This is a genomic window from Streptomyces sp. JLBJ103 (genome assembly GCF_058215575.1).
In genome coordinates, this window is record NZ_CM177089.1 from 5,540,350 (window position 1) to 5,565,288 (window position 24,939).

25 protein-coding genes, 1 tRNA gene and 1 pseudogene are annotated in these 24,939 nt (G+C 70.7%); 9 read left to right on the plus strand and 18 right to left on the minus strand.

Annotated features, from left to right (window positions below; genetic code table 11):
• Positions 1 to 106: 106 nt before the first annotated feature.
• The gene (locus tag AC4BEG_RS24470; protein WP_490701894.1) at positions 107 to 343 is read right to left on the minus strand and encodes an FmdB family zinc ribbon protein; all 237 of its coding nucleotides are present in this window, start codon (positions 341 to 343) and stop codon (positions 107 to 109) included.
• A 169-nt stretch (positions 344 to 512) separates the two neighbouring features.
• Positions 513 to 1,787, minus strand: a complete 1,275-nt coding sequence (locus tag AC4BEG_RS24475) for a hypothetical protein (RefSeq protein WP_490701895.1) — start codon at positions 1,785 to 1,787, stop codon at positions 513 to 515.
• A gap of 207 nt (positions 1,788 to 1,994) precedes the next feature.
• Here AC4BEG_RS24475 and AC4BEG_RS24480 point away from each other — a divergent pair.
• A tRNA-Val gene (locus tag AC4BEG_RS24480) sits at positions 1,995 to 2,066 on the plus strand.
• A 406-nt stretch (positions 2,067 to 2,472) separates the two neighbouring features.
• Here the strand turns inward: AC4BEG_RS24480 and AC4BEG_RS24485 are convergent.
• From AC4BEG_RS24485 to AC4BEG_RS24500, 4 genes are all read right to left on the minus strand, one after another.
• A complete protein-coding gene (locus AC4BEG_RS24485) occupies positions 2,473 to 2,949 on the minus strand; it encodes a glycine-rich domain-containing protein (protein WP_490701896.1) in 477 nt (158 codons plus the stop codon).
• Between the two features lie 149 nt (positions 2,950 to 3,098).
• On the minus strand, positions 3,099 to 3,242 hold the full coding sequence (locus AC4BEG_RS24490; protein ID WP_490701897.1) for a hypothetical protein: 144 nt from the start codon (positions 3,240 to 3,242) through the stop codon (positions 3,099 to 3,101).
• Positions 3,239 to 3,412 carry a hypothetical protein gene (locus tag AC4BEG_RS24495; RefSeq protein WP_490701898.1) on the minus strand — a complete coding sequence of 58 codons (174 nt, stop codon included), beginning with the start codon at positions 3,410 to 3,412 and terminating at the stop codon, positions 3,239 to 3,241. Before AC4BEG_RS24495 ends, AC4BEG_RS24490 begins: the two co-directional genes overlap by 4 nt.
• 49 nt (positions 3,413 to 3,461) lie before the next feature.
• Positions 3,462 to 4,043 carry a hypothetical protein gene (locus AC4BEG_RS24500; protein WP_490701899.1) on the minus strand — a complete coding sequence of 194 codons (582 nt, stop codon included), beginning with the start codon at positions 4,041 to 4,043 and terminating at the stop codon, positions 3,462 to 3,464.
• Between the two features lie 179 nt (positions 4,044 to 4,222).
• Between AC4BEG_RS24500 and AC4BEG_RS24505 the strand changes: the two genes are divergently transcribed.
• Both AC4BEG_RS24505 and ribD read left to right on the plus strand, forming a co-directional pair.
• Positions 4,223 to 5,437: an NsdA family TPR-like regulatory protein gene (locus AC4BEG_RS24505; RefSeq protein ID WP_490701900.1), complete on the plus strand. Its 1,215-nt coding sequence runs from the start codon at positions 4,223 to 4,225 to the stop codon at positions 5,435 to 5,437.
• 38 nt (positions 5,438 to 5,475) lie between these two features.
• On the plus strand, positions 5,476 to 6,192 hold the full coding sequence (gene ribD / locus AC4BEG_RS24510) for a bifunctional diaminohydroxyphosphoribosylaminopyrimidine deaminase/5-amino-6-(5-phosphoribosylamino)uracil reductase RibD (RefSeq protein ID WP_490701901.1): 717 nt from the start codon (positions 5,476 to 5,478) through the stop codon (positions 6,190 to 6,192).
• Positions 6,193 to 6,470: 278 nt separating this feature from the next.
• On the opposite strand, the gene AC4BEG_RS24515 is transcribed toward ribD, so the two are convergent.
• Entirely contained in the window at positions 6,471 to 6,944 is a 474-nt protein-coding gene (locus tag AC4BEG_RS24515; RefSeq protein ID WP_490701902.1) for a MarR family winged helix-turn-helix transcriptional regulator, read from the minus strand.
• A 91-nt stretch (positions 6,945 to 7,035) separates the two neighbouring features.
• On the opposite strand from AC4BEG_RS24515, the gene AC4BEG_RS24520 reads away from it, so the two are divergent.
• From AC4BEG_RS24520 to AC4BEG_RS24535, 4 genes and pseudogenes are all read left to right on the plus strand, one after another.
• Complete coding sequence (locus tag AC4BEG_RS24520) at positions 7,036 to 7,308, plus strand: hypothetical protein (RefSeq protein ID WP_490701903.1); 273 nt, start codon at positions 7,036 to 7,038, stop codon at positions 7,306 to 7,308.
• Between the two features lie 60 nt (positions 7,309 to 7,368).
• A complete protein-coding gene (locus tag AC4BEG_RS24525) occupies positions 7,369 to 7,431 on the plus strand; it encodes a hypothetical protein (RefSeq protein WP_490707173.1) in 63 nt (20 codons plus the stop codon).
• 275 nt (positions 7,432 to 7,706) lie between these two features.
• Complete coding sequence (locus tag AC4BEG_RS24530; protein ID WP_490701904.1) at positions 7,707 to 8,711, plus strand: calcium-binding protein; 1,005 nt, start codon at positions 7,707 to 7,709, stop codon at positions 8,709 to 8,711.
• A 471-nt stretch (positions 8,712 to 9,182) separates the two neighbouring features.
• Positions 9,183 to 9,468, plus strand: a pseudogene (locus AC4BEG_RS24535) (VWA domain-containing protein); the annotation flags it as partial.
• A gap of 45 nt (positions 9,469 to 9,513) precedes the next feature.
• Here AC4BEG_RS24535 and AC4BEG_RS24540 read toward each other — a convergent pair.
• The 3 genes from AC4BEG_RS24540 to AC4BEG_RS24550 form a co-directional block, all read right to left on the minus strand.
• Positions 9,514 to 10,941 carry an IS110 family RNA-guided transposase gene (locus tag AC4BEG_RS24540; RefSeq protein WP_490701905.1) on the minus strand — a complete coding sequence of 476 codons (1,428 nt, stop codon included), beginning with the start codon at positions 10,939 to 10,941 and terminating at the stop codon, positions 9,514 to 9,516.
• 463 nt (positions 10,942 to 11,404) lie between these two features.
• Positions 11,405 to 12,040 carry a histidine phosphatase family protein gene (locus tag AC4BEG_RS24545; RefSeq protein WP_490701906.1) on the minus strand — a complete coding sequence of 212 codons (636 nt, stop codon included), beginning with the start codon at positions 12,038 to 12,040 and terminating at the stop codon, positions 11,405 to 11,407.
• A gap of 266 nt (positions 12,041 to 12,306) precedes the next feature.
• Positions 12,307 to 13,320 (minus strand): MASE1 domain-containing protein, encoded by a 1,014-nt coding sequence (locus tag AC4BEG_RS24550; protein WP_490701907.1) that lies wholly within the window; start codon positions 13,318 to 13,320, stop codon positions 12,307 to 12,309.
• Positions 13,321 to 13,813: 493 nt separating this feature from the next.
• Between AC4BEG_RS24550 and AC4BEG_RS24555 the strand changes: the two genes are divergently transcribed.
• Positions 13,814 to 14,596 (plus strand): alpha/beta fold hydrolase, encoded by a 783-nt coding sequence (locus AC4BEG_RS24555; RefSeq protein ID WP_490701908.1) that lies wholly within the window; start codon positions 13,814 to 13,816, stop codon positions 14,594 to 14,596.
• Between the two features lie 13 nt (positions 14,597 to 14,609).
• Here AC4BEG_RS24555 and AC4BEG_RS24560 read toward each other — a convergent pair whose 3' ends face one another.
• From AC4BEG_RS24560 to AC4BEG_RS24585, 6 genes are all read right to left on the minus strand, one after another.
• Positions 14,610 to 15,323: a lytic transglycosylase domain-containing protein gene (locus tag AC4BEG_RS24560; protein ID WP_490701909.1), complete on the minus strand. Its 714-nt coding sequence runs from the start codon at positions 15,321 to 15,323 to the stop codon at positions 14,610 to 14,612.
• 240 nt (positions 15,324 to 15,563) lie between these two features.
• Positions 15,564 to 16,247, minus strand: a complete 684-nt coding sequence (locus AC4BEG_RS24565) for a DedA family protein (RefSeq protein ID WP_490701910.1) — start codon at positions 16,245 to 16,247, stop codon at positions 15,564 to 15,566.
• Between the two features lie 192 nt (positions 16,248 to 16,439).
• Positions 16,440 to 16,922: a DoxX family protein gene (locus AC4BEG_RS24570; RefSeq protein WP_490701911.1), complete on the minus strand. Its 483-nt coding sequence runs from the start codon at positions 16,920 to 16,922 to the stop codon at positions 16,440 to 16,442.
• Between the two features lie 133 nt (positions 16,923 to 17,055).
• Complete coding sequence (locus AC4BEG_RS24575) at positions 17,056 to 18,987, minus strand: FAD/NAD(P)-binding protein (RefSeq protein ID WP_490701912.1); 1,932 nt, start codon at positions 18,985 to 18,987, stop codon at positions 17,056 to 17,058.
• A 167-nt stretch (positions 18,988 to 19,154) separates the two neighbouring features.
• Entirely contained in the window at positions 19,155 to 20,927 is a 1,773-nt protein-coding gene (locus AC4BEG_RS24580; protein ID WP_490701913.1) for an alkaline phosphatase D family protein, read from the minus strand.
• A 132-nt stretch (positions 20,928 to 21,059) separates the two neighbouring features.
• On the minus strand, positions 21,060 to 21,728 hold the full coding sequence (locus AC4BEG_RS24585) for an HNH endonuclease family protein (RefSeq protein WP_490701914.1): 669 nt from the start codon (positions 21,726 to 21,728) through the stop codon (positions 21,060 to 21,062).
• A gap of 453 nt (positions 21,729 to 22,181) precedes the next feature.
• On the opposite strand from AC4BEG_RS24585, the gene AC4BEG_RS24590 reads away from it, so the two are divergent.
• Positions 22,182 to 22,763, plus strand: coding sequence for a TMEM165/GDT1 family protein (locus AC4BEG_RS24590; protein ID WP_490701915.1), 582 nt, complete (start codon positions 22,182 to 22,184; stop codon positions 22,761 to 22,763).
• Between the two features lie 80 nt (positions 22,764 to 22,843).
• On the opposite strand, the gene AC4BEG_RS24595 is transcribed toward AC4BEG_RS24590, so the two are convergent.
• Both AC4BEG_RS24595 and AC4BEG_RS24600 read right to left on the minus strand, forming a co-directional pair.
• Positions 22,844 to 23,506, minus strand: coding sequence for an HAD-IA family hydrolase (locus AC4BEG_RS24595; RefSeq protein ID WP_490701916.1), 663 nt, complete (start codon positions 23,504 to 23,506; stop codon positions 22,844 to 22,846).
• Between the two features lie 176 nt (positions 23,507 to 23,682).
• Positions 23,683 to 24,783, minus strand: a complete 1,101-nt coding sequence (locus AC4BEG_RS24600) for a peptidoglycan-binding domain-containing protein (protein ID WP_490701917.1) — start codon at positions 24,781 to 24,783, stop codon at positions 23,683 to 23,685.
• Between the last annotated feature and the right edge of the window lie 156 nt (positions 24,784 to 24,939).

Consider the following 24,939-nt stretch of genomic DNA (forward strand, 5'->3'; position numbering starts at 1 on the left):
CCGGACCTCGGCATCGCCGTCGAGGCCGTACCCGCGGGGCCGTACCGTACCCACGCAGGTACGCAGGTACCTCCCAGCATCCGCCCCCCGCCGGTTCAGCTCAACCTCAGCCGCAGCACCCGCCCCCGCAGCATCCGCCGCCACCGCCACCCTGCGGCCGGGGCGGCGCGGCGGCGGAGGCACCGGAGGCACCGGCGGTGCCGGTGACGGCCACGGTTGACAGCAGCTTCACGGTGTCGTCGTGCCCCTCGGGGCAGGACGCGGGCGCCGAGGACTCGGCCATCGGCCGGTTCAGCTCGAAGGTGGTTCCGCAGGAACGGCATCGGTACTCGTAGCGAGGCATGGCAGGAGCATAGCCAGCGAAGGCCAGGTCAGGGCGGTGAAGCGAACCATCGGGCCGTGGCCCATCGGACCGGGGCGGCCCCGGCCCCGCCCCGCCCCCGGCTCCCGTTCCGCCCCGGCCCCCGTCCCGCCCCCGCGGCTTATCGCGATGCCAGGGCCGCCCGGGACGGTCAGTGCCCGGCCCCGGCCCCGCCCCCGCGCTCGTCGCGGATCTCCTGCACCACCCGGGCGACCGTCTGCCGTACCGCCTCGGTCTCGGACAGGAAGTGCCACCAGTCGGGGTGCCGCCCCTCGAGCCCCTCGACGGCGCGGTCCAGCCGCCCCACCGCGTCGTCCAGCGGGCGCGCATGGCGCGGATCGGGGGTGCTGCGCCCGGCCATGGCCAGCCGCTGGGCGTCGCGGATGGCGAAGCGGGTGCGCTCGACCTCCTTCCGGTGGTCGAAGGACACCTCGTCGAGCCGCCGCAGCCGGTCCCCGGCGGCGGAGACGGCCTCGTCGGTGGTGTTCAGCAGCGCCCGCACGGTGGCCAGCAGCGCGGTGGCATCCGGCCAGCGCTGCTCCTCACGGGCCGTCTGCGCCTCCTTGAGCTTCTTCTCGGCCAGCGCGACATCCCGCCCGGCCTGCGCGGGAACGGGCTGGAGGTCCTGCCAGCAGGCGGCGCTGTAACGGCGGCGCAGCTCGCTGAGGACGGGCTCGACCCCGGCGGCCCGGGTGGTGATCGCCTGGGCGCGGGTCCGCAGGGACACCAGCCTGCGGTCGATCTCGGCGGCCCGCTCCGGCAGCCGCTCGGCCTCGCCCCGGACGGCCTCCGCCTTGCGCAGCACATCGTCGGCGCGCCGGATGGTGTTCTGCACACCGTGCTGCCCGGCGCCCTGGTTGAGCTTGGTCAACTCGGGCGACAGGGCGGCCAGCCGCGCCGCGAGATCGTCCGCCCGCAGCCCGGAGGCCCGTACGGCGTCCAGCGCGTTGGTGGCGGCGAGCAGCGCCTGCCGCGCCCGCTCCACGGCGGGCGCCAGCCGCGCGAGCTGCGTCTCGGCCTGCTGCAACAGCGGCCCGAGCCCCTGCGCGAACCGGTCGAGATCGGCCTTGGTGCGCAGCAGCTCGTCCTTGGCCCGGGTCAGCTCCATCCGCGCACGGGCGGCGGTGGCCCCGTCGAGACCATCATGGTCGAGATCATGGGCGTCGACGGCGGTGATGTAGTCATGGCTGACCTGGTCGATCCGCTGCCCGAGCGCGGCGAAGTCGGCCGCGGTCCGGCGGGCGGCGGAGGAGTCGTCCACCGCGGTGATCGTCTCTATCGAGATCCGCAGATCGCGCTGGGCGGTGTCCAGCTCATAGAACGCCGCCGCGGCCGCGTCCTTCGCCGCCTGGGCCTCCGCCCGCTGACTCTCCCCACGGCCCCCGAACCAACGCCGCCCGCCCCCGCCACCAGGTGTCGCCGCCACTTCCCTCTCCCAATGGATCGCCCATGGGATCGCCATGGATCGCCCGTAGGCCCGGATGTCATTCTCCCACCCGTCACTGACGTCCACAGCGGTCGGGCGGTTCGCGTGTGGCGGGTCGCGGTGCGGCGGGTCTCGGTGCGGCCGATCCGGCCCGAACCGGGATTGCGGCCCCAGCCCGGGGACACTGTAGGCTGACCTCTCGCTCCCGGGCGCATAGCTCAGCGGTAGAGCGCTGCCCTTACAAGGCAGATGTCGGCGGTTCGAACCCGTCTGCGCCCACAGTGAATGACCGCAGGTGAAAACCTGTACCGGCCCCTCAGTCCAAGCGGACTGGGGGGCTGCTTCGTGGTCGGAGTCCACAAGGAGTCCAGCAGGCAGCCCGTCCGCGCGCCGCCGGAGCGACGCGCGGACGGGCGTGTGTCTGGCCCTACGGGACGACGCCCTTGCCTCCGCACCGATTGCATGGGATGGCATACGCGATGCCCTGGTGCTCTACGACCGTCGCGGTCATCCGCGGCCCTCGCCGCCGAGTGCATCCACACGCGTTGGCAGGCCGCGGCTCCGGGCTCTGCATCCTCGCCACGAGTTTCACGAGCCCGGCCTTCTTCGGGTTCACCCAGTGTGTAGCCATGCCCCACCTCCCGTGACGAGCGTATCGGGGTGGCGCCCGCTGGTCAGCCACTCGTCAGTTCGGGCCGCTCGGGCCGTCCCCGTCCGGGTCGCCGGTGCAGCTGCCCTCAGGGCCGCCGGGCCCGTGCTGGCAGTGGGCCGCGACCGGGATGGACCTGTCGGTCGGTGCCAGCCACAGCGCGTCGTCCACGGTGAACCCGGCGGCGACGATGCGCTCCTGGGTCCGCGTCAGCGCTTCGGGATCGCGCCGCTCGGGGTCCGGAGCTTGCGGAACGTGGTGCACGAAGGTGCCGACCCGGTCGCACAGCCGGCGGTACGTGCGAGTGTGGAGGATGAGGGCGTGCCAGCCCTCGTCCACGATCCTCGACGGGGCGAGCGGCTCGCGGGACTCGGCCGCGGCCGCGACGAACTTCACCGCCTCGTCCACGATCCTCACGGCCATGTGCTCGCTCAGCTCGGGGTTGCCGCGGAGGACGGTCCCAACGACCTCGGCCCGCTGTGGCCGGTCCAGTAACGCAGTAACGTCACGCATGTGTGCCTCTCTCTCAGTTGGGTGGTGCGCGGTCTCCGTCCCGGTCGCTGGCCGTCCAAGCGTGCGATCCGGGGCGGAGGCTTGGGAGTGGACCGCTGGGGGCCGTCTGTCCGGTACGGGGGCCCGGCCCGCCCAGCGGCCCACCCGGTCTATGGGGCGGCGGGGTCGCCCGCGATGCACAGGGCGACGACGGCGGCCAGGACGCCGAGCATCGTGCCGAGGACCAGCCCGGCGCGGGCTGCCCGGAAGATGAACGCGCCCCGCACTGCGGGCGCTTGTCGACGGTGCCTCATGTCGCACCGTCCCGTGCCCGCCGCGCGGCCGTCTCGTAGGTGTTCAGCAGCTGCTCGCCCGCCTCGCATCCGCTGCCCGGAGTCCGGCAGGCGAGGCATCCCGCGGCATGCTCGATGGCCTTCCGCCATTCCTCTTCCGCGGCCGACGCTGTTTGCTGGGTCTCGTCCATCACGCCCCCGCCCCGGCCCTCAGCGTGTGTATGTCCTGGCTCTCTGCCATCAGTACCGCTCCACCGGGCGTGTGGGGGCCAGACGGATCTGGGCGCTCTTCGGGAAGTACGCGGCGTGCGGTGGGCAGGCATAGAGCGTGCCGCCCCCGAGGCTGCCCCCATGCTCCTCGCCGACGATGACCGGCTCGGTGGTCGGCAGCTGGCAATGGAAACAGAGCTGCCGCCCGTCGATCGGTGTGCCGAGCTCAGTGCGGACCGCGGCGGCCAGGGCCTCCCACAGCAGCCGGGCATCGGTCAGATACCGGTCGGGCCCGAGCGGCACGCGCCAGTGCGGCCGCGGGCCCTCGGTCCAAGAGGCGGGCGGTACGCCGAGGTACGTCGCCTCGTCGACCAGTGTGGTGAGCACGCGAACCTGGCGCAGGTGCCAGCTGCGGGCGGAGCCGACTGCGATGAGCCAGTACAAGGGGCCGGCGGTGTCCTGGATGACGGCGCCGTTGTTGTTTCCGAGGAGGGTGAGGGCGTGCTCGCCGACTGTCCGCTCGGCGCGGACGGCGTCCCACCACTTCCCTACGGGTAACGCCTCGACGTCCACGGCGGGCGGGGGTGTCCACAGCAGATCTGCGGCCTTCATAGGGATGCCTCCGACAGTGCGTCTAGCCTCTTGCATCCAGACAAACGCGCACACCACGCCGCCGTCCCCACCGCATGCATCACACGCTGCGGCTATGCAGAACCTGCATACGCATGCGACTGGACCGCTACTGTGGGTATCTCCTTATTGAGCCACGCCACCGCAGACCGGGACCGTGTATGGGGCAGTTAGCGCAGCACTCCAGCGCAGGTGAAGCCATCTCGGCCGCTCGCCGCGCACGTGGGTGGACCCAGCAGCAGCTGGCCGATATGTGCGGGTACAGCCAAAGCACCATCAGCCGCCTGGAACGCGGTCGCCAGTCAGCACGCGACGTCGATGTTCTCGCGCTCGTTGCCGACCGGCTCGGTATGGCCCCCTCCGAAGTCGGGCTGGCGGGGGACGCACCACACAATGCTGACGTGAATCGTCGTGACTTCCTGGGCACAACAACCGCAGCAGCAGCCGGTCTTGCCATCCTTTCCACCCCGGCCAGTGCCGCGACCCGTCGCCCGGTCAATCCAGCCGTTGTTGACCACCTCCAGCAGCTCCGCGCCACGCTGGTCCAATCAGACGGGCTTTACGGACCACACGCCGCGATCAGCGCTGTCCACGACCACCTCGCGGTCATCGAGCAGCAGCTGCTTCCCGCGGCACGTGGGCCCCTCCGCCGGGAGATCCTCCAAACCGGCGCGGAGTGGGCCGAGTTCGCTGGCTGGCTCTACGAGGATCTCGGCCGCCCCGAGGAAGCCTTATGGTGGTCTGACCGGGCGATGGAATGGGTGCAGGAAGCCGACGACCCCGTACGGCAAGCCTTCATTCTGATGCGCAAGGCACAGCAGTCCGTCGGGCTCGGGCAGCAGCAGCGGGCAGTCGGCCTGGCGTCGGCCGCCCTGCGAGTGCGCGGCGATGTGCCCGCACGTATCCGTGCTTCTGCCCACCTCCAGGCAGCACATGGCCATGCACTTATTGGAGGCGAACTGCCAGCCCTCCGAGAGCTCGACGCTGCCCAGACCCTTGTAGAAGGAGACGAGACGGTAAACGATCAGCTTGGCGGCTACTGCAACCACGCTTACGTCCATGCTCAGCGGGCAACGTGCTACCTCAGGCTCGGCAAGCCGACGGACGCTGTGACCGCCTACCGGCAAGCCATCGACCACTGGCCAGCCATTTACCAGCGCGAGCGGGGCCTTCATCTGGCCCGGCTCGCTACCGCGCACGCCGCCGACCGTGCCCCGGACGCAGCCTGTGCAACCGCCATGGAAGCGCTGGAGATCAGCCGGGAGACGGAGTCTCGCCGCACCACGGCAGAGCTGCGCCGAGTCGTCACCGGCCTGGCGCCGTGGCGCCGTATCGCGATGGTGCGGGAGCTGTCCGAGGCAGTCGCAGCAGTGTGACTAGGCTGCCCGGAATCAAGATCTGTCTGGAGGAGCCCATGCACATCAGCGAGCTGGTCGGCACGGACGAGTGGCACACAGTCGGTGGACGGCCGTTCGTCGTCTACAAATACGCGGCCACGCTGGACGGCCGGATCGCCGCGGCGGACAGTACCAGCCAGTGGATCACTAGCGCAGAGTCCCGTGCAGAAGTCCACGCGCTACGCGCAGCCTGCCATGCAACTGTCGTCGGTTCCGGCACCCAGCAGGCCGATAACCCCCACCTCGCGGTGCGGTCAATGAAGGACGACCCAAAGCTGAAGCTGGCCGTGCCGGTTGATGAGCAGCCATGGCGCGTGATCGTCGACACCAACGCCCGGACCCCGGCTGATGCCCGGGTCCTCGATGATGCCGCACCCACCATGATCGCCGTCGCAGACGACGCTGACGCATCCCACCTGGACGACGTGGCCACCGTCGTACGGCTGCCCCGAGCGCAGGTCGGCGTGGACGTGGAGGCACTCCTCCGTGAACTGCACCAGCGCGGTGTGCGTGGGATGTTCCTCGAGGGCGGCCCTACTCTCGCCGCGTCGTTCGTATCGGCTGGGCTGGTGGACCGCATCGTTGCCTACGTCGCCCCCGCGCTCCTTGGCCGCGGTAAGAGTGGACTTGAGGGCGGCACCATCGAGACGATGGACGACATCCTTCGATGTGAGTTGGTGGACGTAGCGCGGTCCGGCCCAGATGTCAGGTTGATCGCACGCCCGCGAAGCTGATCGGCACCTACCGAGGACATGACGAAAGCCCCCTCGCCTGGGCCTGGAGGCCAGCGAGGGGAGCGTCAGCGGGCGAGCGCGCAGGAGAGGGTACGCGCGGCGCTGACGTCCCTCACGCGTATGCGGTCGCCGCCGGTATCAAGCGGGCCGTGCTGGAGGCGGTGGCCGAACACCAGTCGGCGGCCGCGCACTTCACTGGAGCGCCCAGGACGCCCTGCACCTGGCCGTCAGCGCCGAGGCGAACTGACCTCTTGAGCTCCTGCGGGGCGGGTGACGTTTCAGGGCGTGCGGCTGGTGTCGGGGCGTGCGATCGCGTCTGTCAGTTGTTCGAGGCGTGTGGCGAAGGCGGCGGCTTCGTCCGGGGGCCAGGTGGACAGTTCGTTGGCTACGAAGGTTTCCATTGCGCCGCGCAGGGCCAGGACTGCCTGCTCTCCCTCGTCAGTGAGGGCCAGTTGCGTGGCGCGGGCGTCGGAGGGGTCGGGGCGGCGGACGATCAGCCCGGCGTCCTGTAGGCGGGTCGCGTAGCGGGTGGTGACGGTGCGGTCCATGCCGATTGCCTCGGCGAGTCTGGTGGCGGTCGCGGGTCCGCAGCGGGCGAGGCCGGACAGCACCGGGTAGGTCGTGGTGTCCACGCCTTCGACTCTTGAGGTCAGCCGGTCGTAGAGCCCGGCGCGCGTGGCGCGCTGGGCCAGGGCGCCGATGGCTGCGGCCACGCGGGCGGCGGTGGTGTTGTCAGGGCTCGGTTTGCTCACTCTCCGATGGTACGTGCAAAAAGCACGGAGCACTGTTACAGTGAATCTGCGTGCAAAAAGCACGTGCTTCTAACACGTAGGGAGAACTGCCATGTCGCACCAGACCGCCGTACGGCCCGAAGACGTCCTGCCCGACGGAGACGACACGACCGCGATCAACGGACAGACCGTGCGCAAGGGTTCGGTGGCCGCGTTCGTCGCCAACGCCGTCCAGCTTGACGGCCTCACCGAGGGCACCCCCGAGTACACGGCCCTCATCGCACAGATGCGGGAACTCGCCCCGGCCCTGCGCACGATCGGCCTCCTCGAGGTTTTCGAGCCCCGTTCCCCCGAGGTGAAGCGGATCTTCGCCGACGCGGCCTGACGCGGAGCGGACGGGCACCGGTGGTGCACACGCCAGGATCCTGGCGGGGAATATCCGGTTCTGGCCGTCGGGAGCAGCGGCAGCAGATGCGTGCCCGACGGCCAGAAGCCGCCCAATCTTTGACATCCGCAGATGACATCAACGCCGTCGGCGGCCGAGCATCCAGCAGCAGCCTTCAAGGAGAAGGCCCCGGTCGTCAGCGGGGGTGCGAGAACTCCGGAGCGGTCTGAGCGGGGGACAGCCGTGGGAGTGGATCTTTCCATACCGCGCCCGGGGCCTGACCTGCGGAGAGGGGGCAGGCGGCGGGCGATGGCCGTGAACGTGGGACAGGCGGGTGGGACCGGGGCGTGGCCTGCTGAACGGGTTGAGTGTTTTTCCTGCTTCGGAGGTGCACGTCGATGGAACCGGATCCGTTTGCTTACCGGCACAACCGTTACGCCCGCACACATAGGGATGCCCACGGTGGGGATTCCGGGCCGGTCATGGATCCCGGCGCGTGCCGCAGGGCGCGCCGTGTCGGCGGCCTGTTACTGCCTTTGCTGGCCTTGGCGACCGCGGGACCCATCACCGCCGCCGGTCCCGCATCCGCCGCCGTGGTCCCGGCCGCCCATCCGCGGGCCGTCATGGCGGGTACCCCGACCTGTGCGGGTTTGGTGCCGACGATCGTCGGCACGAACCGCGACGACGACCTCGTGGGCACCCCGGGCGATGACGTGATCGCCGCGCTGGGCGGGAACGACCGCGTCGACGGCCTCGGTGGCGACGACGTCATCTGCGGTGACGCCGGCAACGACACTCTCTCCGGCAGTACCGGCAACGACACCGTCCTGGGCGGCTACGGCCGCGACAGCCTCGACGGCGGCGACGGCACCGACAGCCTCGACGGCGGCAAAGGTGATGACGCCCTCTCCGGCGGCGACGGGATGGACGTCCTCGACGGCGGCCACGGCAACGACAGCGTCGACGGCGGTGCCGCCGGTGACGACCTCGACGGAGGCTACGGCTCCGACAGTCTGAACGGCGGCGGCGGAGCCGACGATCTCGACGGCGGCGACGGGTACGACAGCCTCGACGGCGGCGATGCCGGCGACACCCTCGACGGCGGCTACGGCCACGACAGCCTCAACGGCGGTGACGGCAACGACATCCTCAACGGCGCCGCCAACGACGATGACCTCTATGGCGGTGACGGCGACGACCATCTCCTCGGCGGCGACGGCAACGACGACCTCTACGGCAATGCGGGCAACGACGACCTGTCCGGCGAGGCCGGCGACGACGACCTCTTCGGCGGCGACGGCAACGACGCCCTCGACGGCGGTCCCGGCTTCAACTTCAATAACGGCGGTCCCGGCACCAACACCTGCGTCAACCCCGCCACCGGGCCTGGCTGTCCTGTCTGATGACCCACGCTGAACCTTCCCTGCCGAGCCGGGGACTGTTCGTGGGCGGCGTCATCGCCGCGGCCGACTCCCGCACCGCACGAAGGCTTCCACCGGGGTTTGCTCGTACGGATCCAGGGCTGTCGGCCGCGGCGGCGGCCCACGACACGTGGTACGTGAGCTCGATCCGCCGCCCCCTTAATCGGCTGGCCCTGTCGCGGGGCGCCTCACCGGGATTCCCGGAGGATGCCCCTTCAGGCCGGGGAGGAATCCGGATTCCCGCGGAGCGGGGCAGGAGAAGCCGGATCGCCGGCGGGCGATCTGGGGTCCGCCCGGGAGCGGTGAGGGTGAACTCCATGAGGTGTGGTGGTTCCTTCGGAGTTGCGCGACCGTCGGTCCGCAGCGGTTTGGGCGGTCACCCGTTCGAGTAGGTCTGCCGGAATCCGGAGCGGGAGACGCATCATGACGTTACGTTGACGGTCGAGTTCGAAGACGTCCAAGTCCGCGGCGGAGCATGTGCTGTGCACGGCCGCGCGGTTGCCGATCTTCTGGCAGTTCATCGGCTTCGGCAGCGACGAGTTCCGCTTCCTGCGCAAAGCTGGACGAGCTGCCGGTGCCGGACAAGCGCGTGGTCGACAACGCCGGGTTCTTCGCCGCCGGGGCCTCCCCGAAGTCGCTCTCCGACGAGGGGCTTTACGACCAGCTGCTCCAGGACTTCCCGCGGTGGCTGACCGCCGCCCGGGTAGCGGGTGTGGTGAGCGACCCCTCGGGTCGTTAGCCCGCACCCCACTCCGGTCCCCCGAGACGGCGGCCCGTTGAGTTCCTAACGGACGTCAAGTAGCTCATGGTGTTCTTGAGGGTTGGTTCGTAGGGTGGTTGTCGACGGGCCGGTTGCCGGAGCACTTCGTGACTCCTTCTCGCGCCGGCTCGTCGTTGGGTTCTTCAGCTGCTGGGATCGGCGTCGGACGTGGACCTTCGCTCGGGCGGCCTTGTCGACCTTGTAGCGGGTCGCGCAGATCTGTCGTCCCTCGGCCTCGGTGATCTCGCGGCCGTCAGTGTCGCGGAGCTCGTAGAGGGTGCCGTTGCGCCAGCAGGCGGCCAGGCGGGTGATCAGTGCGGCGGCCAGTGTGCACAGGGCGGAGTTGTGGTGTTTGCCCTTGTTGGCGACGAGATCGTGGTAGCGGGCGGCCAGGGTGGGATCGACGTGCCGGGCGATATCCGCGGCCTTGAACAGGGTCTCGCGTAGTCCGGGATCTCCTTGGCGGGTGGGCGGTCCGTTGCGGCCGGTCAGTCCGGACTGGCTGACACGGGGGACCAGGCCGGTGAAGGCGCGGATGCCGGCCAGGCTGGCGAAGCGGTTCGGATCTCCGAGCCTGCCCAGGATGCCCGCGGCCGTGGTCACGCCGAAGCCGGGCCCGGAGGCGATGACCTGGCCTGGGTCGGCTTCTTCGTAGAGGACGGCGATCCGGTCCTCCAGGGTGGTGATCTGCGTGTTCAGGTGAGCGGCCATATGGGCCTCGCCGGCGATGTCCTCGGCGAGTTCGGCGAAATCCAGGGCGTCGTCGGGCCAGAGCTTGAGGGTCTGCTGGGCGGCGTTGACGATCTGTTCGGCGTGCTCCTCGCGCCACTGTCCGCGGCTGTGCCGGATCAGCATGGCGGCCAGTCGTTTTCGGCCCAGCCGCCGGATGGCGTGGGGGTCGGCGCCGGTCTTCGCCAGCACGGCCAGAGCCGCTTTGGAGTAGGCACCGGTGCCCAGGGCATCGGCCCAGGCGGGTCCGAGCAGCTCCAGCAGGGCATCGAGCCGGTAGAAGGTGGCGGTGCGGCGTTCGACCAGCGTGCTGCGGCGGCGGACGGCTCGTCGCAGTGCGTTGGCGGGACCTGTGTCCGACAGCTCCCGCAGCCCTTCGGGGTGCAGCAGCGGAAGCCGCGCCAGGACCCGGGAGTCGAGGCGGTCGTTCTTGGTGTGCTTGGAGTAGTAGTCGCGCAGGTCCGCCGACTGTTCCGGTGGCACCAGGACGACCTTGGCGCCGCGGTGCTGGAACCACGCGGCCAGTGGGGCCCAGGCGTTGCGGGTCGGCTCCATGATGACGACGACGTCGTCGGTGCCGGGCAGTCCGTCCCATAACCGTTCGAGGTCTTCGGGCGTGGTCGTGAAGCGCCGTCCGGAGAACTGGATCTCTCCGGTGGCGTCGGTGCAGGTGGCCCGGTGCGAGGCCCGGCAGGCCACATCGATTCCCAGGTGCAGTCTCAACAGGCTTCCCGTCTGGTGCAGCGGCAGGCTGACGCTTGTCCAGCCCCTCCACCACGACCCGCGTGGCACGTGTTCCGCAGGGTTGTGCTGACCGGACATTCGGTAGCAGCGGTCCGCGCTCGCCGCGGCCACGAGTTCCCAACAGGGACGCACGTGCGTCGGGAGGTTCAACCAGCCGTCGATCAACGTTGAGAAGTCGCCTGCAAGCAGACGCTTCGGTCAGTGATCCAGCCGTGCCGGAAGAACCGGACCCGACGCACCCTACGCAGCCCCCGAAGATCCCGGAGGGCCATCTCCAAAGCTAAATGTCAGTGCCGGGCCCTACGGTGGGTCCTGTCCTTATTCACGCTTGCTGGGCTGCATGCGACTCGGACACGGCCGGGGGCCGGACCCAACAGCGCGGGTCCGGCCTTCGGCGTGCTCCCCGCCGGTCAGGACACGGCCCGGTCAGGACACGGCCAGGTCAGGGCATGGTTTGCATTTCCGGTCCGAGGCCGGTCCAGCGCAGCTCCGCCGACAGATGCGCCATGTCGTTCCAGAAGACCATGGAGGGCGGACGGCCGGGCGGCGGCCAGCGGATGACCGTCAGCGCCGCGTTGCCGTGGTTGAGCCCCAGCCAGCGCCAGTTCGGGGCGTCGAGCACCTCCCGCACCAGCCAGCCGATCAGGAAGTTGTGGGTCACCACCAGCTCATGGCGGTCCTCGGGGCCGTCCACCGGGCCGGTGAAGCGTTCCACCGCCTGCCGGGCCAGCAGCGGTCCGCGCTCCCGCTCCTCCGCCGGGAACCGGTGGACGAAGTCGAGGAGGAAGTCGGCGGAGTCGGCGGGCAGTTCATGCCGGGCGGGGGTGTGCGGGACGTAGTCCCCGGCCGGTTCGCAGGCGTGCGCGGGTACGCCGTCGAGCTGGTCGCCGATCAGCCGGGCGGTCTGGGCGGCCCGGGGCAGCGGACCGTGGTGGATTGCCGACAGGGGCACACCTCGCAACCTCTTGCCGAGCAGTACGGCCTGCCGGCGGCCCACGGCCGTCAGCTCGCGTTCGTCCGCGGTGGCCTCGCCGTGGCGGGTCAGATAGAGGTAGCGGGTGGCTGTCGTGGCGGTCATGGGTTCCTGTCGTTCTGTGGCGCACCGGGTGCGGGGTGCCGGGTGCCTGGTGGGGGGTCGGGGGACCGGTTCCGTTCGGGGGCGGTTCTGTTCGGGGGCGGGGCGCTCGTGTTCGGGCGCGCGCCCGTTGCGTACGCCGCTGCTGGATGCGTTGGTTCGTGTGCCCCCCTGCCTGCGTGCGCCCCCGTCGCGCGCTGTGTTCGGTACGCCCTCTCAGACGGCCCAGCATCCGCCTGGGTTCCCCGGCCCGTCCCGCCCGGGTACCGCTACCGCCGCTCGTCCGGCGGTCCCTCGTCATGCCGCGGCGACGGCCAGTTCCCGAAGTTCTCGCCCGGCGCCAGCCGGACCACCACCTCCGCCAGCTCCGCGCACACCCGCTCGATCTGCCGCCGGGTGTTGTTCCGTTCGGCGATGATCGCTGACAGCAGCAGCGCGGTCAGCGCTGTGGTGCCGTTGAACGCCTGGAGCGTCACCATCTTGGTCAGCAGTGAGTTGCCCGAGAACGGACCGACGTCCTCCGCCGTCGCCTTGATCGCGAGGACGGAGACGATGAACGAGCACGGCGCGGCGCCCGCCAACTGGAAGCGCAGCGCCGCCCAGATCAGAAACGGGAAGACGAGGAAGAGCAGGGCGGCGATGCTCCGGGTGGCCACCAGCGCAACGGCCGCCGTGCCCACCAGCAGTACCGCTGCCTCCAGCCAGCGGTAGGGGCGGACCTCGCGCGGCATCCGCACCCCGCGCAGCACGAGCAGCAGCGGAGTGATCACCAGGACCCCCATCGCGTCGCCGGTCCACCACACCGACCAGGTCGGCCAGAAGGCATCGGACGGAAGCGCGCCCGCCAGGACGAGTACGGCCGTTCCGATGGTGGCGCTGATCAGCATCCCGAGCAGCGCGCCGAGGAACACCAGGGCCAGCGCGTCCCGGAGCCGGTCCAGGGAGATACGGAAGCCCGCACGCTGGAGGAGGAGGAAGGAGCAGAGCGGGGCGAGGGTGTTGCCCGCGGCGATCCCGACGACGGCGAGGGGTGACGGACCGATGGGGGCGTTGACGGCGAGCGCGCCGAGTGCGATCCCCGGCCAGACGGCGGGCCCGAGCAGCAGCAGACAGGCGAGGGCGATCCCGGTGGGTGGCCACAGCGGGGTGACCTGGCCGCGCACCAGCTCCTGCAACAGGCCGATCCTGGCGCCCGCGTAGTAGAGGGCGGCCACGGCCGCGATCCGCAGAACCGTGGCACTGTATCGCCGAATCGTTCCGTCATCGCGCGCCACAGCCGCCATCTGACTACGCCCGCGCCCGCGCGGTACGGCTGACACGCAGACCCAAGCGGGCACCCCGCCCGTACGGGGGAACGGCGCGGCGGGCCGTGCTGCGGGGTGGATGCCGATGAACCGTCACCGTGCTCGTCAAGGCCGTATTGACACCGTAATCCGGGGGTTCTAGCGTCCTGTCCGCAGCGGTACGGACCAATCAACTTGCCATCATCAAAGGTCAGTTGGTGCAAAACCCGTCGCGTGGATGCGCTTGCCGTCCCCTCGCACGCCTCATCGCGATCGGTCGGTTCGTCAAAATCAAGCAAGATTGTGGCGAACCTCGTGAACCATCCCTAAGCTCCCCCGACACATGCAGCACGTCATGTCCACGATGTGGACTCCCACCACATCGCTGGCACGCATATGCGCACCGGGCTTGCCCCGTTCAACGGGAGGCGTCACCGTTGTCCCCCACGGGTATGCGCCGCGCGCCCCGTATTCGACTGGGACCGGAGGTGCCATGGGGCCCATCGTTCCACCCATCGTTCCACCGTATGAGACCGTCGGGGACGGTCCGCACCGTGTCATGGCGGTGCACGGCTGGTTCTCGGACCGTGCCGCGTACGCTGCCATGCTGCCGCATGTCGACCGGCGGGCCTTCACCTATGTCCTGCCCGATCTGCGCGGCTACGGGGAGGCGCGGGACGTCCCCGGCCGGTTCACCACCGGTGAGGCGGGGCGGGATCTGCTCGCGCTGGCGGACCATCTCGGCTGGGACCGGTTCTCGCTCATCGGACACTCGATGGGCGGCGCCGTCGTCCAGCGCGTGGTGGCGGCAGCCCCGCACCGCGTCCGGCGGCTGGTCGGGGTGGCGCCGGTGCCCGCGAGCGGGGTGCCGATGGAGGGGGAGCAGTGGGAGCTGTTCGCCTCAGCCGCCGAGCGTCCGGAGAACCGGCGGGCGATCATCGATCTGACCACCGGCAACCGCCATCCGGCGGCCTGGCTCGACCTGATGGTGCGGCATTCGCTGCGGCACAGCGACGCCAAGGCTTTCCGGGCGTGGCTGGACTCCTGGGCCCTGGAGGACTTCCATGAGGAGATCAGCGGGGCCGAGGTACCGGTCCGGGTGGTGGTCGGAGCGCACGACCCGGCGCTGACGGCCGATGTGATGCGGCAGACCTGGCTGCGCTGGTACGCCGACGCCGAGTTGGTCGAGCTGCCATGCGCGGGGCACTACCCGGCCGATGAGACCCCGCTGGAACTGGTCCGGGCGGTGGAGGACTTCATCGCGGCCGGCGCGTAGCCGGCGCGGTCGACTACCGGTCCGTGACGGCGTCGGGTGCGGGTGACAGCGCCGTGGACGAGGTCGTGGCGCCGGAAGACGGAGAGGACGAGGAGGAGGGCGAGGGGGCGGCGGTGCCGCGCTTGGTGGAGCGGTGCTTCGCCTCGCTCTCCTGGTACTTCTTCTCGGCCTTCCGGTACTTGGGCAGCAGATCGTGCATGATTTTGTGCACATAGCCGCGGGTTTCGTCCATCTTCGGCATGCCCCTGGCCTTGAGCACCGCGTTCGGCCCCGCGTTGTACGCGGCCAGCGCGAGCCGGGTTGACCCCTGCCGGGTCGAGCCGCCGGGGATCACCTTGACCATCTTGTACAAATGGCACATATAGCGCGCCTGGGAGGGGATGGCGTCCCGGGGCTCCCAGACGTCGGCCTTGCCGTCGCCGTTGCCGTCTCGCCCCCATTCCTTCCAGGTCTCCGGGGCGAACTGCGAAATGCCCTGGGCCTGCCCGGAGTCCGCCGTCGCCCGCCAGCCGCTCTCGGCGTCGATCTGCGCCGCCAGCAGCGGAACGCTCAGCATGGAGCAGACACGGGCGGCGACCTCCAGCACCGGGCGCCGGGCCTCGGGGACCACCGGCAACTCGGACTTCGAAGGTGAAGTGAGCTGCCGTACCACGAGGACGGCGACGACGACCAGGGCCAGCCCGGCGAGGAAGGCCGTGACCAGCCCAGTGGTGCGGCGGCTCAGCATGCCGGGCCCGACAGGGAGGGGGTGCGCATGGGGGGACGGTAACCGCAATCCGGCGCCGGGCCTAACCCGCCCGCCGAAATGGGCCTGGTGCGACGGCGGACCGACGCGGGGCGTGCGGCCGTCATGGCCTCGGCCCTGGGGCGTCGGGCCGGGACTCCTTCGCGTCCGGCTGGGACTCCTTCGCGCCCGGGTAAGACTCCCTCGCCTCCGGCTAAGACTCCCTTGCGTCCGGCCACCGCGCTATGCCCGTCCGCCCGGTCGGCCGGCCGCGGCTGCCGCCACCGGCATCGGACCCGCCTCGCCCGCGCCGGGGCGCTTCATCACATACGCCGCGCCCGCGCCCGCGCCGAAGAGCGCGAGCACCGAGACCGCGGTCCCCAGCCAGGTGGCGCCGAGCCACTGGCCGCCGACATAGCCGAGGGTCACGCTGTACGCGGCCCACGCCAGCCCGGCCACCGCCGACCACGGCAGGAACTCCTTGACCTTGCGGTGGGCGGCGCCGGCGCTCAGGCTGACGACCGAGCGTCCGGCGGGAGCAAAGCGGGCTACGACGACCAGCGGACCGCCACCCCGGATCAGAGCGGTGTCCAACTTCTCCTGGGCGCTGGTGAGTCGGCGGGAACGAGCAATGGCTCGATCCAGACGGTCGCTGCCACGCCAGGCCAGCCGATAGGCGACCATATCGCCGAGGACGGAGGCGGTCGCGGCGCACAGGACGAGGGCCAGCATCGCGGGGAAGTCGGCGGCGTCCGCCCGGCGCACCGCGCCGACGGCGTCGACGGTGGTCCCGGCGGCGGCGGTGGCCGCGGTGATGACGAGGACTCCGCTGGGCAGGACAGGTAGAAAGACGTCAAGTAGGACAGACAGCGCGATAACTGCGTAAATCCATGGGGTGTTGGTCAGCGACCCCAATTGTTCCAGCACCGTTTTCTCCCGATCCCGTTCCCCCCGCTGCGTTTGTCGCCGGGAAGCGGCAGACGCGGCCTGTACAGCCATACAGCGTACGCCTGTGACGGAAGAGGATAGCGGTGTGGGGTGATGATGTTGTTCGAATCACGCCATGCGGGGCACATGGCCCCGCATGGCGTGATGCGGGACGAGTCCTGAACGGCGGCTTTACTGCACCGAGGTGGGCTGACGTCGCGTTTCGGCCTCTGTGGCCGACGCGTCCGAGGAGCCGAAGAGGCGCTCCAGCGCCAGCGGGCCGGGGCCGGTGAAGACGAGGAGCAGAAGCGCCCAGCAGAACATCGCGGACGCCTCGCCGCCGTTCTCTATGGGCCACAGCTTCTCGGGCTGGTGCTCCACGAAGTAGGCGTAGGCCATCGAGCCGGAGGAGATGAACGCCGCGCTGCGGGTGCCGAGTCCGAGCATTACCAGGCCACCGCCGACGAGCTGGATCACCGCGGCGTACCAGCCCGGCCAGGTACCCGCCTCGACGGTCTGGCCGGTGCCCATCATGCCGCCGAACCAGCCCAGCAGGGATGAGGCGCCGTGGCAGAAGAAGAGCAGGCCGACAACGATGCGGAAAAGGGACAGAACGTAGGGTCTGGTGCTGTCCAGCAGCTCGCCGAGCGAGCGCGGCGCGTTTGAGGGAGACATGGGGACGTGCTCCTTGTTCCAGGGACGGGAGACAACCGCGCCAGGTTAGGCTGCCCTCACCTTTTGTTGCAAGTTCAAGTTCCTGCCAATGTGCCGTCCCGGAGCGGGGCTTCGGAACAGCCGACCTCGCACTTCAGAGCCGGGCGGCGGGCACCGGGACAGCTTCCTGACAGCGTTCGCCCGATACGGCCACGCGCAGCGCCGCGCGCGCTATGGCGTCCGTATCGCACAAGGTGACCGAGTTCACCCCGGGCCGGGCCCCGGCGGCCGTCACCCAGTGAACGCCCTCGGTCGGCACGCCGACGGCGAACCGGCGCGGATGCGGCCTGCCCTGAGCGTCCACCAGCCGGTACGGCGCCGGGGTGACATCAATACCGCCTGTTTCGTAGCCGTCCACCCGATGCGGACGGCACTGCCCGGTATGCAGCAGCCGCATCAGCAACTCATCCGCCGTACGGCGCAGATCCGGCTCCGGCAGCCGGGCCTCGATCAGCGTCGTGGCCGTCACCGGCGGGCCCGGCACCTCTGCCGACCGCACGAGGAAACCGGCTCCACCGCTCCCCGCCGCCGGGGAGACCGTCAGCCGCGGGCCCAGCACCTCCAGCACCCCGGCCTCGATCAGCGCCGCCATCTCCTCGATCCGGCGGCGCGGCGGGCCGATCGACAGAAAGGCGTTGAGCGGGGTGTACCAGCCGTCGAGATGCGCGCTGCGCGAGCCCCCGCTCAGCCCGCCGTGGTCGACGATCTGCCGTACCTCGTTGCGGAGGTCGCGCAGCACGTCGAGGGCCGCCTTGACCGGACCGGCCACATTGCCCTGCCGTGCGTGCGCCGCGTCCTCGCGCAGATACGACAGCAGCCAGCGCCGGAAGTCCTCGCGCCCGGTGAAAGCGCGCCCCCGGTGCGGCCGGGACGCCGTCTCCCAGCACCAGCGCCGCTCGGCCGGGACGCCGAATTCCGCGAGCACGGCGGCCTCTTCGGGGGTGCCGTGCTCGGTCGCCAGGAAGTCCCGCCGGAAGCGGGCGGGGGAGGCGGCCCGGGTCGGGGCCCGGGTCAGCAGCGCCTCGTAGTAGACCGTCTCGGCCTCCTTCGCCACCAGCGGCCATATCTCCGTCAGGAAGTCCGGCGGATCGCCCGCGTCGGCGCGCTTGCGGAACTGTGCGAGCACATCGGGGGTCAGCAGCAGCGGGACGTGACGGCCGTAGACGCCCTTCGCGTTGTCCCCGCGCGCGTGGTAGGGGATACCCCGCCGCGACCCCGCGTACAGCCGGGGCTCGCGCCCCGATGGCCGGTAGACCAGTGCGGGGCCGTCCGGGCCCGGTGCCGGGGCGAACGAACCGCCTCGGCCTTGCGTCAGCAGGGCCATGTGGTCGAAGAAGTTGAGGCCGAGGCCGCGCAGCAGCACCGGTTCGCCCGGAGCGATGGGCGACAAGTCCACATCGGCGGGATTGGCGGGCGGGTAGTAACGCAGCCCGTACCGCTCGGCGTGGTGTGCGAACCGGCTCTCCGTCTCATCGGCGGCCGCCGCCAGATGTCCCTGGGCCAGCACCACCGCGCGCAGCCCCGCCAGCCGGGTGCCGTCGTCGAGGGTCAGGATCTGCTCACCGTCGCGGCCGCACTCCTCGAGCCGTACGGCACGGGCGGTGTGCACCCGGACCGTCACCGGGTCCGGCGCGCCCCGCACCACCTCCGCGAACACCCACTCCAGATAGCGGCCGTACAGCGCGCGGCTGGGGTAGTCGTCCGGGCCGAGACCGGGTGCGACGCCCTCGGTGCTCTGGGTGGCGGTCCATTCGTACAGACTCGGCCCGGTCCGTACCGGTCCGTCGCACACCACGCTCGGATCGGTGAACAGGGTCACCTGTGAGGCCACGGTGTTCATCAGCAGTTCGCCCGGCTGTGCGGTGCGCCACACCCGTCCGGCGCCGGGCGGGTACGGATCCACCACATGCACCGTCAGCCGGGCGCCGGGAGTCAGTTCCGGGGCCGAGGCGCACAGGCGCTCCAGCACGCTGGTGCCGCGCGGACCCGCTCCGACAACGGCTATGGCGTGGGGCTCTCCGGCCAAGGTGATGTCTCCCGGGGCAGATGGACGCAGGACGCGCGCCTATCATGCCGCCGTCTCCGGGAGAATCGAGAAGCTGGCCGGAATTGATCCCTCCGGTGTGGGGTGTATCACTCACGCCACGGCGTCCGAGACCGTCGGTCGAACGAGGGGAGGGTGGCCCGTGCGACTCAGGGCCCGGTCCACTCCGTCTCCAACTCCGCGCTCAGCCGGTTCGGGCCGCCCGCCGTACCGCTGCGCGCCTGGTCCATCCGCAGCCGCGCGGTACGTCCGCGCAGCGTCAGCGTCATCAGCTGGTTGCCGAACCACGGACCGCCGGTTTTGCGCCAGCTCAGCCGCGAGCGCGGAACCCGGCCGTGGCGGGCGAAGAGTCTGCCGATCGCCCGTCCCGCCCCGCTCCAGCCGAAGCGGAATCCTGCCCGGATCGAGACGTGGATGCTGTTGTGCACCGGTGAACAGGTCAACTGGCGCACCTGGCTGCGCGGCTGCCCCGGCCAGCGGGACCAGTCCGGTTCGGCGATATAGGCGTGGTGCACATCGCCCGACAGCACACTGATCGTGGCCGGGGCCGAGGGGGCGTCGCCCACCTGCGCGATCAGACCGGTCAGGGCGTCGAAGGACTCGGGGAACGCCGCCCAGTGCTCCAAGTCGCCCCGCTGCCGCAGATCCTCGCCGACGCGCGCCCAGCGCGCACCGCGTCTGCCTGCGCATACCGAGGCGTTCCAGCTCTCGACATCATGGACGAAGTGGGGGAGCAGCCAGGGCAGGGAGGTGCCGATCAGCAGGTGGTCGTAGCCCGAACCTGCGCCGGATGAGTCCGTGCCATGGGGTGAGTCCGTGCCCTCCAGCGCCTGTTCACGGACCCAGGCCAGCTCCCCGTCGTGGAGCATCGCCCGCTCGTGCTCGCTCAGCACCCGGGCGCCACGGGTGTCGACCATCAGCAGCCGCACCCGCCCGAAGTCCCGGCGGTAGCTCCAGCGGGTGTACACCGGGTCCACATCGGCGTGCGAGGCGAACTCCCGCAGCACCTCCGTGCCGTCGGCCGCCTCGCGCACCGCCGTGTACAGCGGATCGGTGGCCAGTTCGGCGGGGGAGAGGTTGCCCAGGTGCTGATGGACCCAGTACGACATCAGACCGCTGACGATCCGCTCCTGCCACCACGGGGTGGCCCGCATCCGGCTGAGCCATGCCTCGCTGGTGTTCCAGTCGTCTATGACGTCGTGGTCGTCGAAGATCATGCAGCTGGGGATGGTGGAGAGCAGCCAGCGCACTTCGGGGTCCAGCCACGATTCGTAGTAGAGCCAGGTGTATTCCTCGTAGTCCGCGACCTGCTCCCCCGGCGGCTCGTCGAGAGCGCGGCGGGCGGCGATCCGGCGGCGGATGGCGGCGGAGGTCTCGTCCGCGTACACCTGGTCGCCCAGCAGCACCAGAACATCGGGGCGCGGGGCGTCGGGGGTGCGGGCCAGGGTGGCGGCGAGCGTGTTCAGGGCGTCGGGGCCGATCGGGTCGTGCGAGGCGTCGGAGGGTGGCGCCGCCCAGCGGCAGGAGCCGAAGGCGATGCGGACGGGAGCGTCCTCGTTTCCGGGGATGTCCTCGCTTCCAGGGACGTCTTCGCCTCCGGCGACGTCTTCGACTCCGGCGGTGGCGGCGGGCGCGGGGGTACGGATGGTGCTGTCCGGAAAGTCCGCATCGGGCAGCGGCCAGACCTGCTCACCGTCCAGCAGCACCCGATAGGCCGTCTCACTGCCCGGACGCAGCCCGGTGACCGGGATCACGGCGTAGTGGTGCCCGGCGATCTGCCAGGTGGAGGCGGTGCCGCCGGCGCCGTCGGCACAGCGCACCTCGGCCTCGCAGGGCCGGTCGGCCTCGACCCAGACGGTCGCGTTCGTCCCGGTCTCCCAGTCGACCTGCCGCAGCAGTGGTCCCAGGCGCAGCCCGGCCATCCGGCCCTCCTCCGTCGTTTCCGTATGCGTACGGTACGGAACGACGGAGGCGGGCGCGGAGGTTCCGGCACGTGTTGTGTGCCGTCCGTGCGGTGCGGGGTGTGTGGTGCAGGATTGTGCGGTGGAGTCGGCTCAGCAGCCGTTGAGGATCTCGCTGAGCTTGGACTTCTCGGCGTCGTCGACCGACAGCTTGTAGTAGTGCTTCACCGAGACCCACATCCGCGCGTACGTGCAGTGGTAGGACTCCTTCGGCGGAAGCCACTTCGCCGGGTCCTTGTCGCTCTTGGCCTGGTTCACATTGTCGGTGACGGCGATGAGCTGTGAGCGGGTCAGATCATTGGCGAAGCCCTGGCGCTGGTCGGTGGTCCAGTCGTTCGCGCCGGACTTCCACGCCTCGGCCAGCGGAACGACGTGGTCGATGTCCACGTCGGCCGGATCGGTCCAACTGCCGTCGTCGTAGGCGGACTTCCAGGTGCCGCTGGTGGGTGCGCAGCTGGAATTGGTCTGGACGTCGGTGCCGTCGCGCTTGAGGACTTCCTCGCGGGTGTTGCAGTTGCCGCTCTGGGTGATCCAGTGCGGGAACTTCTCGCGGCTGTAACCGTCCATCGACCCCTCCGCCTTCACGGTGAGCTCGCCCAGGTAGCCGCGGACGACCTCGGCGCTCGGCGGGGCGGGCGGCTCGGCCTGGGCATTCGGCCCGTTCAGGACGAGAGTGCCCAACAGGGCGGCGAATCCACCGAAGACGGATATTCGACGCGCGTAGACATTGCGCCGGGTGGAGTGGATGCGCATTGTGGACATGCGAACTCCCTTGATGTGGGGGGTCGTTGGCCGGTGCCCGGCCATCGTGTCGGCGCCAGGTTGCTGTGGGGTGGGCGCCAGGTAACAGGGTGGCGACGCGACCATGTCAACGCAAGGGGCTTCTGGAGGTGGATGTCTCACATGGGCGTACCACCCGCGTGGTGAGCGGCTGTTTTCGGCCGCGGGTCCGGCGGCGGGGGGCTCCGGGAGCGTCCCGTATCCTGGTGGCAGCAGAAGGGGAGTAGCTCCTCGCCGGACCGTCGACATACTGCCCGCCCCTCGAGGTGCGGGCCGGCGCCCGGAGCGTACGAGAGTGAGACCGCCGTCACATCGCGCGGACCGGTCGCTCGTACGCCAGCGAGACCTTCGGCCGCAGTGTCCGACGCTGCCGTGCCGAAGCGATCCCTCCCCGGGGGCCCTTGGCGCGGCCCGACCCGATGAGGTATCCAGCCCGTGTTCAGCTTCACCGTCGCCGCCGTTGTCTTCGGCGTCGTCTTCCTCGCCGAGCTGCCCGACAAGACCGCCCTGGCCGGGCTGATGCTCGGCACCCGCTATCGCGCGTCCTACGTCTTCGCCGGGGTCGCCGCCGCCTTCGCCCTCCATGTCGGCCTCGCCATCGCGGCGGGCAGTGTGCTGACCCTGCTGCCGCACCGGCTGCTCTCGGCGATCGTGGGGGTGCTCTTCCTCGGCGGCGCGGCGATGCTGCTCTTGAAGAAGGACGACGGCGAGGAGGAGATCCGCAAGCCCGCCGACCAGAGCTTCTGGAAGGTCTCCGGGGCGGGCTTCACGCTGATCCTGGTCGCGGAGTTCGGCGATCTGACGCAGATCATGACCGCCAACCTCGCCGCCCGCTACGACGATCCGCTCTCGGTCGGTGTCGGCGCGGTGCTGGCGCTCTGGTCGGTCGCGGGCCTGGGCATCCTGGGTGGCCGCACGCTGATGAAGTACATACCGCTGCGGCTGATCACGAAGGTCGCGGCGCTGGTGATGCTGGCGCTGGCGGGCTTCAGCCTCTACGAGGCCGTGGCGGGCTGAGCGCGGGCGCCGGGCGCCGCGTGTCAGGTGTCGGGTGGGCCTTGTTTCGTGCCCGCCCGGCTGTCCGCCCGGCCCGGGGCTCAGCCCGCGATGTGCAGCTGAAGGGTGCCGTCGGGGCGGTCCTCGACCCGGATCCGCTCAAGGTCCGGTACATGGGCGTCCGGGGCGTGGGCCGCCGCGCGCGGGCCGACGCCGACCACCCGCATACCGGCCGCCCGCCCGGCCGCGATGCCCACCTCGGAATCCTCGAAGACCACGCAGTCCGCGGGGGCGAAGCCCAGTTCGGCGGCGCCCTTGAGGAAGCCTTCCGGGTCGGGCTTGCTCGCGCCGACCCGCTCCGCCGTCACCCGCACCCGGGGTATCGGCAGCCCGGCCACGTCCATCCGGGCGCGGGCGAGGCGTTCGTCGGCCGAGGTGACCAGGGCGTGCGGAAGGCCGGACAGCGAGGCCATGAAGGCGGGGGCGCCGGGCACCGGGACGACGCCGTCGAGGTCCGTGCTCTCCCGCTCCAGCATCCACTGGTTGTCGGCCAGGTTCTGTTCGGCGGGGCGGTCCGGGAGGAGTACCGCCATGGTGGCGTGGGCCTGCCGTCCGTGGACGACCTTGAGCACACTCTCCTCGTCCAGCCCGTGGTCGGCGGCCCACTCCCGCCAGTGGCGCTCGACGACGGCGTCGGAGTTCACCAGCGTGCCGTCCATGTCGAGCAGCAAGGCGCGGGCGGTGAGCGTGGCGGTGGCCGACATCGACGGACTCCTCAGAGAATCGACGGACTCCACTAAAAGAAGACAAGTGGCTCCGCCCGCCGGTCAGGGAGTGCGGGCGGAACCACTTTGTTCCTCCACCATACAAATAGGTGCGGCTCAGCGCCAGTGCCTCCTGTGATCCATCTGCCGCCCGCCCGTCCCGGCGGGCGGCGCGATCATGGCTCGTCGGTCCTGGACTCCAGGTCACGGCGGGTGTTCTCGCCGTACACCCCGTCCGGGTCGTCCTTCACGTCATAGCGGTCCTGATAACTGGAGACCGCGTCCTTGACCCCCTCGTCGTACGTGCCGTCCGCCGTGCCGATGTACATCAGCAACTGCGTCAGCCGCTTCTGGAGCTCACGGACCTCGGCCCCGCTGTCGCCCTCGCTCAGTACGGGCGGACCGGTGGGGTCCGGGCTCGTGGGCGGGGTGGAGGGCGAGCCGCTCGACTTCGTCGGCTCCGGCTCGGCCTCGCCGCGCGACGCGGAGGCCGAGGCGGAGGCGCTCGGCGGCGCGGCGGCGGAGTCGAGGCCCGGACCGGAGCCGGAGTCCGTGTGCGGTGTGCCGGACCGATCCGTTCCGGAGGGCCCGGAGAGGGCGGGAGCCGTGGCGGAGGTGGGTCCGCCGGACGCGCTGCTGTTCTCGGACCCCTCGCCGTTGGCGTCGGCCGTGCTGCTCGGCCGGTGGGTCGCGAGCGTACGGTCGCTTCTGCCGCCGCCGTCGTCGTCCTCGCTGCCGCCGCCCAGCAGACCGGTGCCGACGGCGAGCGTTCCGGCCACGGCCACGGCGGCGGCGCCCGCGAGCATGATGGCGACGGGCTTGCGGTGGCTCTTGCGGTGGCGGCCGGAGGCGGCGCCCCCGGAGTCTGCGTGGGCCTCTGCGTGGGCGTCTGCGGGGGTGTCTCCGGCCGAGGCGTCCGCGTCCGGGTCTCCGGCCGCGCGGTCGCCGCCGACGGGCGCGATCACCCGCGTCGCGTCGTCATCGGTGCCGGTGCCGGTGCCAGTGCCGATGCCGGTGTTCGCGGGGGCGTTGGCGCCCGTCTTCTTCTTCGTCTTCCACGGGCCGCGTTCGAACAGTCGCACATCGCGCGGATCGGGTCTGGTCACGCTCTCCTCCGAGTGCGTGACAACGGGCCGCGCAGGCATGGTCCGGTCATCGGTGTTGCCCGCCGTCGAGGCGTCGGCAGCGGCGGCGGCGGCGCGCGCCGCACAGGCGCACCCGGGGCGGCCGTTGCCGCGTGCCGGGGCCAAGCAGTGCGGGCAGGATTCTGCCGTCACAGGTCTTCCCCTCCTTGGATTCGCAGCGATTATGCGGCATCCGATCGCCTTGCGCGCAGGTGTTCGTTCGCTGCGTGGACCACCGCGTGGACACCATCGGCGCACCGTAACGGGGCATACAAGCTGGGATGGGGAGAAGATGGGAACCCGAGCAGC

Bases quoted from the DNA above. Each gene is read 5' to 3' on its own strand.
- AC4BEG_RS24470 (WP_490701894.1), bottom strand. From the start codon at position 343: ATGCCTCGCTACGAGTACCGATGCCGTTCCTGCGGAACCACCTTCGAG.
- AC4BEG_RS24485 (WP_490701896.1), bottom strand. From the start codon at position 2,949: ATGCGTGACGTTACTGCGTTACTGGACCGGCCACAGCGGGCCGAGGTC.
- AC4BEG_RS24490 (WP_490701897.1), bottom strand. From the start codon at position 3,242: ATGAGGCACCGTCGACAAGCGCCCGCAGTGCGGGGCGCGTTCATCTTC.
- AC4BEG_RS24495 (WP_490701898.1), bottom strand. From the start codon at position 3,412: ATGGACGAGACCCAGCAAACAGCGTCGGCCGCGGAAGAGGAATGGCGG.
- AC4BEG_RS24500 (WP_490701899.1), bottom strand. From the start codon at position 4,043: ATGAAGGCCGCAGATCTGCTGTGGACACCCCCGCCCGCCGTGGACGTC.
- AC4BEG_RS24505 (WP_490701900.1), top strand. From the start codon at position 4,223: ATGGGGCAGTTAGCGCAGCACTCCAGCGCAGGTGAAGCCATCTCGGCC.
- ribD (WP_490701901.1), top strand. From the start codon at position 5,476: ATGCACATCAGCGAGCTGGTCGGCACGGACGAGTGGCACACAGTCGGT.
- AC4BEG_RS24520 (WP_490701903.1), top strand. From the start codon at position 7,036: ATGTCGCACCAGACCGCCGTACGGCCCGAAGACGTCCTGCCCGACGGA.
- AC4BEG_RS24530 (WP_490701904.1), top strand. From the start codon at position 7,707: ATGGAACCGGATCCGTTTGCTTACCGGCACAACCGTTACGCCCGCACA.
- AC4BEG_RS24545 (WP_490701906.1), bottom strand. From the start codon at position 12,040: ATGACCGCCACGACAGCCACCCGCTACCTCTATCTGACCCGCCACGGC.
- AC4BEG_RS24550 (WP_490701907.1), bottom strand. From the start codon at position 13,320: ATGGCGGCTGTGGCGCGCGATGACGGAACGATTCGGCGATACAGTGCC.
- AC4BEG_RS24555 (WP_490701908.1), top strand. From the start codon at position 13,814: ATGGGGCCCATCGTTCCACCCATCGTTCCACCGTATGAGACCGTCGGG.
- AC4BEG_RS24560 (WP_490701909.1), bottom strand. From the start codon at position 15,323: ATGCTGAGCCGCCGCACCACTGGGCTGGTCACGGCCTTCCTCGCCGGG.
- AC4BEG_RS24570 (WP_490701911.1), bottom strand. From the start codon at position 16,922: ATGTCTCCCTCAAACGCGCCGCGCTCGCTCGGCGAGCTGCTGGACAGC.
- AC4BEG_RS24580 (WP_490701913.1), bottom strand. From the start codon at position 20,927: ATGGCCGGGCTGCGCCTGGGACCACTGCTGCGGCAGGTCGACTGGGAG.
- AC4BEG_RS24585 (WP_490701914.1), bottom strand. From the start codon at position 21,728: ATGTCCACAATGCGCATCCACTCCACCCGGCGCAATGTCTACGCGCGT.
- AC4BEG_RS24595 (WP_490701916.1), bottom strand. From the start codon at position 23,506: ATGTCGGCCACCGCCACGCTCACCGCCCGCGCCTTGCTGCTCGACATG.